Consider the following 8,420-nt stretch of genomic DNA (forward strand, 5'->3'; position numbering starts at 1 on the left):
GCGCTGTCCGGCCGCCCGTCGGCCGGTGGCGCGTCAGCCGGCGGCCGCGTCGGCGATGGATGTCGCTTCCCGCGCTCCGTCCTCCAGCGCACCGCAGCAGAACAGCACCCAGCCGCCCACACCGTCAGCGGTCCCCGAACCGAACCCGGCGGCCGCGTCGAGATATGCCTGACGCCGCCGCAACCAGAAGACCTCGGGCACTCCGAGCGCGCGGAGATCCAGGCCGCTCGACACTGTCACCAACCGGGACGCGGCGCGCGCGACCAATCCGTCCGCGGAACCGAACGGTTTCAGGGTCAGTAGTTCACCGTGCACCACCGCCGCGGTGACCGGCGCCGGCGCAGAAGTGGTCAGCAACGTCTGCGCCAGGACATCCAGCCGCTGCGCGACACCGCCGTCGGCCCGTGGGCGGCCCAGTCCGTCCTCGTCGTCGATCAGATCGGCGGCCGCCAGCAGGTGCAGGCGGGCGAGAGCCTGCAGCGGCGCCCGTTCCCAGATACCGACCAGATTCCGCAGCGCGTCGCCGTCGAGCGCCTGTCCCACTCGCAACGCGCCGGCCAGGATCGGGTCGGCGATATTGCCGTCGGCAGGCAGCTCGGTGCTGCCGCCCTCGAGTGCTGCCGACGAGCGTGCGGCACGTACCGCCGCCTCGGCTGCGGTAGTGGCCCAGCCCCTGCGGTTCGACCGGTGCCGGTGGACCTCGGCCAGCGCGTCCCGGGCCTTGTCGGCGGCAGCCCGGACCCCGGGCAGTTCGATGAGCGGCGCGAGCGGATCGGTCACGGATCAGCACGCTACCGCCGCCGAGCCACCGGGCGAGCGCTGACCCCGCGGCGTGAGCGGACTCGGCGGCCCTTCGGGTGCCGGCCGGACCCGACTCAGCCGATGAGCAGATCGCGACCGGGTATGGCGTCGAGCAGGCGGCGCGTGTAGTCCTCGCGCGGCGAGTCGAAGATCTCCCCGGTGGGCGCCGCCTCGACGATACGACCCCCGTACATCACCAGGACCTCGTCGGCGAGCTGACCGACCACCGCGAGGTCGTGGGTGATGAACAGGTAGGTGAGGCCGAGCTCGTCCTGTAGCCGGGTGAGCAGATCGAGGATGTTCTGCTGGACCAGTACGTCCAGCGCGGATACCGCTTCGTCGCAGACCAGTAGCTCCGGTTGCAGGGCCAGGGCACGTGCGATGGCCACCCGCTGCCGCTGACCGCCGGAGAGTTCGTTGGGATAGCGGGCCAGCACACTGCTGGGCAGCGCGACATGGTCCAGCAGTTCGCGGACCCGGCTGTCACGTTCGGCGCGGATGCCGAGGCCGTGGGTCCGCAGCGGTTCGTCGATACACCGGTGGATCGAGTACATAGGGTCGAGCGAGGCGTAGGGGTTCTGGAAGATCGGCTGCACCCGGCGGCGGAATCGGATTTGTTCGCGACCGCTCATACCTCCGATATCCGTGCCGTCGAAGGCCACCGACCCGGAACTCGGTTCGAGCAGTCCGAGCACCAGCTGCGCGACAGTGGACTTACCGGATCCGGATTCCCCGACCAGCGCGGTGGTACGCCCACGATGCAGGGTGAACGAGACATCCTCGACGGCGACAGCTTCTCCGGATCGCCACGGCACCGCGCCCCGGGTCCGGTATCGCTTGGTGAGCCGGTCCGCCACCAGGATCGGATCCGGGGCCGCGAGCACGCGGGCACGCGACGTCCGCCGGACGGCCGCCAGCGAAGGTGCCGATTCGACCAGTTTCCGGGTGTACTCGTGCCGCGGATCGCGCAGCAGTTCCAGGGCCGGCCCCGACTCCACCACCCGGCCGCGGTACAGCACCACCAGATGCTCGGCGCGTTCGGCGGCCACTCCCAGATCGTGCGTGATGAGCAGCATCGCGGTCCCGAATTCACCGGTGAGACTGTCGATATGGTCGAGGATCCGGCGCTGCACTGTGACATCGAGGGCGGAGGTCGGCTCATCGGCGATCAGCAGATCCGGCCGGCCCGACAGCGCCATCGCGATCAGTGCGCGCTGGCGCAGGCCGCCGGACAGCTCGTGGGGGTACTGATCGATCCGGTGCTCCGGATCGGGGATGCCCGCCGCGCGCAGCAGCTCCACCGCCTGTTCCCGGGCGGCGCGGCCGCGGGCGATACCGTTGGCCGCGAGGGTTTCCCGGATCTGGAACCCGATCTTGTGTACCGGATCCAGGTTCGACATCGGATCCTGAGGGACGAAGCCGATTCTGGTGCCGCGCAGTTCCACCAGCCGCGATTCGGAAGCGCCCGCCAGTTCCGTACCGTCGAATTCGATACTGCCCCCGACGATCCGGCCCGCGCGCGGCAGCAGATCTATGATCGCGTGCGCGGTGGTCGATTTCCCGGACCCGCTCTCTCCGACGATCGCGACCGTCTCCCCCGGGTACACGGTCAGATCCACACCGCGTACGGCATCCACCTGTTCGTCCCCCGTACCGAACGCGATACGCAGATCGCGGATCCGCAGCAGCGGACGTTCGTCCTCGGCGCCGGCGCTCATATCTGCTCCCTGTCTCCGATCCGGGAAATCCGCTTCGATACCGTCACTTCGACGCCCGGCCTTTGGGGTCCAGAGCGTCGCCCAGGGCATCGCCGAGCATGATGAAGCCGAGCACCGTGAGCGCCAGTGCGGTGGCCGGATAGAAGAGGATCAGCGAGCCACCCCGCAACTGCTGCTGACCGGTCGCGATATCGGCGCCCCAGGAAACCTCGGTGGGCGGCAGACCGACGCCGAGGAACGACAGTGTCGCCTCGGTGACGATGAAGACCCCGAGCCAGATCGCGGTCACCACGAGCACCGGACCCAGCGAATTGGGCACGATATGCCGGACCAGGATGCCGAGTCGGGATACGCCCAGCGCCCGCGCCGCGAGTACGTATTCGCTGCTCTTCGCCGCGATCACCGCACCGCGGGCGATCCGCGCCGCCTGCGGCCAGGTGAAACCGGCGAGAGTGACGATCACCAGCCAGACCGTGCGCGTGGTCGACAACTGCATGAGCACGATAGCGGCGAGCATCAGGGGAACGGCGTACACGATCTCGGAGATCCGGGAGATCACCGCATCGAGGAGCCCGCCGTAGAACCCCGCCAGCGCGCCCAGCGTGGCGCCCGACAGCACGAACAGCGCGGCGGCGCCCACACCGGTGAGTACGGAGGCGCGCGCCCCGTAGACGGTGCGCGCGTATATATCGCAACCCTGCAGGTCGAAGCCGAACCAGTGCGCCGAACTCGGTGGCAGCAGGCTGTTGTCCACCACGCAGTAGCGCGGGTCCTGGTCGGTGAACAGTCCGGGAAATATCGCGACGACCAGGACCAGCGCGATGATCGCCACCGCGATCAGGAACAACGGATTGCGGCGCAGGCCGCGCCAGGCCTGACTCCAGAATCCGCTCGGCGCGCCTGCCACCCGCACCCGGTCGGTCGTCTCGACGGTGACCGCGTCCGGCGCGGCGACCCAGCGCCGGCGGTCCGGCCGGATCGGGCGGGCCGGCAACTCATCTGACATGACCGCACTCCGTTCAGGTATAGCGAATCCGCGGATCGAGCACGGCGTACAACAGGTCCACCAGCAGATTGGCGAGCAGGAACACCACGATCAGCACGGTGACGAACGAGACCACCGTCGGCGCCTCACCGCGGACCACTGCCTGGTAGAGCGTGCCGCCGACACCCGGGATGTTGAAGATGCCTTCGGTCACGATCGCTCCGCCCATCAGCGCGCCCAGATCGGCACCGAGAAAGGTGACCACCGGGATCAGCGAATTACGCAGGATGTGTACGCGCACCACCCGGCGCCGGGGCAGGCCCTTGGCGGTGGCGGTGCGCACATAGTCGGCGTCGCGGTTCTCGGCGACGGCATTGCGGGTCAGGCGCAGTACATAGGCGAAGGACAGCGCGCCGAGCACCAGCGCCGGTACCACCAGCCGGCTCCAGCTCGCATCGGCTCCCACGGTGACCGGGGCGATTCCCCATTCGACGCCCAGCAGGTACTGCGCGAGAAATCCGAGCACGAACACGGGCACCGCGATCACGACCAGACTGAGTACCAGCATGGTGGAGTCGAACAGTTTTCCCTTCCGCAGGCCCGCCAGCGTGCCGAACAGGATGCCGAACACCGCCTCGAACAACAGCGCCAGCACCGTGAGCCGGATCGTGATCGGGAAGGCGCGGGCGAGTTCGTCTTTCACCGAGCGCCCGGAGAACGTGGTGCCGAGATCGAAGGTGAAGATGCCCTTCAGGTAGTAGAGGTACTGCACCAGGAACGAGCGGTCGAGGTGGTAGCGCGCCTTCAGCTGCGCCTCCAGCGCGGGCGTCAGGGTTCGGTCACCGGCCAGCGCGGCGACCGAACCTCCGGAGATCTTGTAGATCAGGAAGTAGATGAGCAGAGTGGCGCCGAAGAACACCGGGACCATCTGCAGCAGCCGCCGCACTACATACCACGCCATGGGCACTCCTGCGGTTCGGGCGAGGATTCGCGGACAGCGGTCATATCAGCTCGATGTTCTCGAAATCGGCCAGGCCGTTCCAGGCGAAGGTGACTCCGCGGACCCGTTCGGAGTACCCGGCCGAGTTGACGTAGTCGAAGATGGGGATGGTCGGCATATCGCGCAACAGCAGCGTCTGCGCGCGGGCCACCAGCGCCCATGATCCGGCCTCGGTCGGGGCCGCCTCGGCGGCGGCGATCAGCGCGTCGAATTCGGGGTTGTGGTAGTCGAAGTCGTTCGTTTCGGAATGGCTCAGGAACCCCGGTTCCAGGAACTGGAGCATGGTCGGATAATCCCCCTGCCACCCGGACCGGAACGCTTTGCCGACGGACCGGGTGGTGACCTGGTCCCGTAACTGCTTGAACGTCGGCAGGGCGGCACCGACCGCCTCGATCCCCAGGGTGTTCTTGATGCTGTTGGCAACCGCGTCCACCCACGCCTGGTGGTCGCCGTCCGCGTTGTAGGCGATTTCGAAACGCCCGCTCCACGGCGAGATCTCGTCGGCCCGGGCCCATAACCGCCGCGCCTCGTCGGGGTTGTAGTCCAGCACCTGCGCCCCCGGCAGTTCGCCGTCGTACCCGGGCAGCACCGGCGAGGTGTAGTCACGCGCGGGCGCGCGAGTGCCCCGGAATATCTTGTCGCCGATGGCCTGCCGGTGGATCGCCATCGAGATCGCGTGCCGGCGCAGCCGGCCTTCCTCGCCCCCGAAATGCGGTAACCCGGGCTGTGTCCCGATCCATTGATTCTGCGCGGTGGGCGCGGAAACCGACCGCTCCCCCAGGTCGGCGTCCACCACGGTCAGCGCGCTGGAGGGGACGGTATCCAGTACATCCAGATTGCCGGCCAGCAGGTCGGCATAGGCGGCGTCGAAATCCGAATAGAAGACGAAGGTCAAACCCTTGTTCCGAGGCGGGCGCCCACCTCGGTAACGATCATTGGGCACCAGATCCAGTTTCACATCGTGCTGCCAGGCATCGGGACCGGCGAACCGATAGGGCCCGTTACCGATCGGGTTCTTCCCGAATTCCGCCATATCCGCAAAGGCCGACGGCGGCAGCGGATAGAAGGGCGCGTAGGCCAGCCTGGTGCGGAAATCGATCGTCGGCTCTTTCAGCGCGACTGTGAAAGTGAGGTCGTCGAGCACCCGCAGCCCCGACATGGTCCGGGACCGGGGTGGATCGGACTGCACATCCTCGAATCCGGCGATCGGTGCGTAGGTGTAGCTCTGCAACTGCGCGTTGCTGATCAGCGCGCCGTAGTTCCACGCGTCGACGAACGAATGCGCGGTCACCGGGGAACCGTCGGAGAAGGTCCAGCCGGGTTCCAGTCGGATCCGGTAGAACTGCTGGTCGTCGGTTTCGATGGATTCGGCCACCTCGTCGTGCAGGCTGCCGTCCGCCGCGATCCGGCGCAACCCGGCGAACAACCGGTCCACGATGCGCCCGCCACCGTTCTCGTTGGTATTCGAGGGCACCAGCGGGTTCTGCGGTTCGCTTCCGTTGACCGCGACGGATTCACCGAGCGCGGGAGTCACGGTGCACGCGGGCACCAGCGTCACACCGACCAGGACCAGCACCAGGCCGGCGGCCCGCAACACCCACGACGATCCCCTCACACACCCTCCCGGCTCGTCACGACCACGGCCTCGGCACCCCGCAGAGTTGTCTGCAGAATATAGGCCCCCTTGCGCGATCCTGCCGGGTTCGTGAACTCTCGGGACGCCGGCGAGCACCGCCGTTCGTCCGCCACCGGCTGCCGCTCACCCGGCACCGGCGACCATTCGTCCCGGGATCGCCGCGGCGGCCCGGAGCGAGAGTTTAGGGTCACAGGTGGCCCCTTATGGTGCAGGTAACGCGAAGGAAGTGACTCAGATGACCGAGACCGCCGATCACCCGGACGCCTACCCGCCGAGTGCGGAGTTCGCTGCCGCGGCGAATGTCGATGCCGGTATCTACGAGCGGGCCGCGCAGGACCGCGAAGCGTTCTGGGCCGAGCAGGCCGATCACCTGCACTGGCACGAGCGGTGGAACCAGGTGCTCGATTGGACCGACGCCCCGGTGGCGAAATGGTTCGTCGGTGGGCGGCTCAATGTCGCCTACAACTGTGTCGACCGCCATGTGCTGGAGGGGCGTGGCGACAAGGTCGCGCTGCACTGGGAGGGCGAGCCGGGCGATTCCCGTACGATCACCTACTCCGATCTGCTCGCCGAGGTGAGCCGGGCCGCGAACTATCTGACCGAACTCGGCCTGACCGCGGGCGACCGCGTGGCGATTTACATGCCGATGATCCCCGAGACCATCGTGGCGATGCTGGCGTGCGCCCGGCTGGGCCTGCCGCATTCGCTGGTCTTCGCCGGCTTCTCGCCGACCGCACTGCGCCAGCGGATCGACGACGCCGAAGCACGCCTGGTCATCACCGTCGACGGCCAGTGGCGGCGCGGTAATCCCGCACCGCTGAAGGAGGCCGTCGACGAGGCACTGCTCGCGAAGGGTGACGTACCGTCCAGCGTGGAGCACGTCCTGGTCGTACGCCGCGTCGGTACCGAGGTGGAATGGACCGAGGGCCGCGATCTCTGGTGGCACGAAACGGTCGCGCAAGCCGACCCGGTCCACGAGGCGCGGGCCTTCGACGCCGAACATCCCCTGTTCATCCTCTACACCTCGGGGACCACGGGTAAGCCCAAGGGCATCCTGCACACCAGCGGTGGCTATCTCACCCAGACCAGCTACACCCACCGGGTGGTCTTCGACCACAAACCCGAATCCGATGTGTACTGGTGCACCGCCGATGTCGGCTGGGTGACCGGGCACAGTTATATCGTCTACGGTCCGCTGGCCAACGGCGCCACCCAGGTCCTCTACGAAGGCACCCCGAACTTCCCCGACGAACACCGGCACTGGCAGCTCATCGAGAAGTACGGCGTCACGATCTACTACACCGCGCCGACGCTGGTGCGCACCTTCATGAAATGGGGCCGCCAGATCCCCGACGCGCACGATCTGTCCTCGATCCGGGTGCTCGGATCGGTCGGCGAACCGATCAACCCGGAGGCCTGGCGCTGGTACCGGGACGTGATCGGTTCCGGCACAGCCCCCATCGTCGACACCTGGTGGCAGACCGAAACCGGCGCCATCATGATCTCCCCGCTGCCCGGTATCACCGCGACCAAACCCGGCGCCGCCATGACCCCCGTGCCCGGGGTGACGGCCGCGGTGGTGGACGAAGAAGGCAAAGCGGTGCGCCGCGGCGAAACCGAGGCCAACGGCTACCTCGTCCTCGACCAGCCGTGGCCGTCGATGCTGCGTGGTATCTGGGGCGATATGGAGCGCTACCGGGCCACCTACTGGGACCGTTTCGCCGAACAGGGCTGGTACTTCGCCGGTGACGGCGCGAAGCTCGACGTCAACGGTGACCTCTGGGTGCTCGGCCGAGTGGACGACGTGATGAACGTATCCGGTCACCGCATCTCCACCGCCGAAGTGGAATCCGCGCTGGTCGGGCACTCCGGAGTGGCGGAAGCGGCGGTGGTCGGGGCCACCGACGAGACCACCGGTCAGGGCATCGTGGCGTTCGTGATCCTCACCGCCGGTGCCACCGATACCGGATCCGCGATGGTCGACGAACTCAAGGCCGAGGTCGCCCGCGAGATCAGCCCGATCGCCCGGCCGCGAGAGATCCACGTGGTACCCGAACTGCCCAAGACCCGCAGCGGCAAGATCATGCGCCGACTCCTGCGCGATGTGGCCGAGGGCCGGGAACTCGGCGACACCTCCACCCTGGTGGACCCGCAGGTCTTCGAGTCCATCCGCGCCGGCCGCTGAGCTGTGTTTTTGGCGCCGCCTTCGGCGTCGCGGGGGTTGAGGCCCCCTGGTGTCCCGCCGTTCAGGCCTCGAGACTCGCGCTTCGCGCATGCGCT

Annotated in this window: 6 protein-coding genes; 1 reads left to right on the forward strand and 5 read right to left on the reverse strand. The window is 67.9% G+C overall.

From position 1 onward, the window contains the following. Positions 1–33: 33 nt before the first annotated feature. The 5 genes from ACWEWT_RS33800 to ACWEWT_RS33820 all read right to left on the reverse strand — a co-directional run bounded on the left by ACWEWT_RS33800 (position 34) and on the right by ACWEWT_RS33820 (position 6,119). A complete protein-coding gene (locus ACWEWT_RS33800; protein ID WP_452564912.1) occupies positions 34–780 on the reverse strand; it encodes an oxidoreductase in 747 nt (248 codons plus the stop codon). Between the two features lie 95 nt (positions 781–875). Next, the gene (locus ACWEWT_RS33805; RefSeq protein WP_452564913.1) at positions 876–2,519 is read right to left on the reverse strand and encodes a dipeptide ABC transporter ATP-binding protein; all 1,644 of its coding nucleotides are present in this window, start codon (positions 2,517–2,519) and stop codon (positions 876–878) included. 43 nt (positions 2,520–2,562) lie between these two features. Then, positions 2,563–3,525, reverse strand: a complete 963-nt coding sequence (locus ACWEWT_RS33810) for an ABC transporter permease (RefSeq protein ID WP_452564914.1) — start codon at positions 3,523–3,525, stop codon at positions 2,563–2,565. Between the two features lie 13 nt (positions 3,526–3,538). Further along, complete coding sequence (locus tag ACWEWT_RS33815; RefSeq protein ID WP_452564915.1) at positions 3,539–4,465, reverse strand: ABC transporter permease; 927 nt, start codon at positions 4,463–4,465, stop codon at positions 3,539–3,541. Positions 4,466–4,505: 40 nt separating this feature from the next. After that, complete coding sequence (locus ACWEWT_RS33820) at positions 4,506–6,119, reverse strand: peptide ABC transporter substrate-binding protein (protein ID WP_452564916.1); 1,614 nt, start codon at positions 6,117–6,119, stop codon at positions 4,506–4,508. Between the two features lie 256 nt (positions 6,120–6,375). Here ACWEWT_RS33820 and acs point away from each other — a divergent pair, with 256 nt between their 5' ends. Next, on the forward strand, positions 6,376–8,325 hold the full coding sequence (acs, locus tag ACWEWT_RS33825) for an acetate--CoA ligase (RefSeq protein WP_452564917.1): 1,950 nt from the start codon (positions 6,376–6,378) through the stop codon (positions 8,323–8,325). Positions 8,326–8,420: the final 95 nt, after the last annotated feature.

The sequence above is a fragment of the Nocardia sp. NPDC003963 genome, from assembly GCF_053605105.1.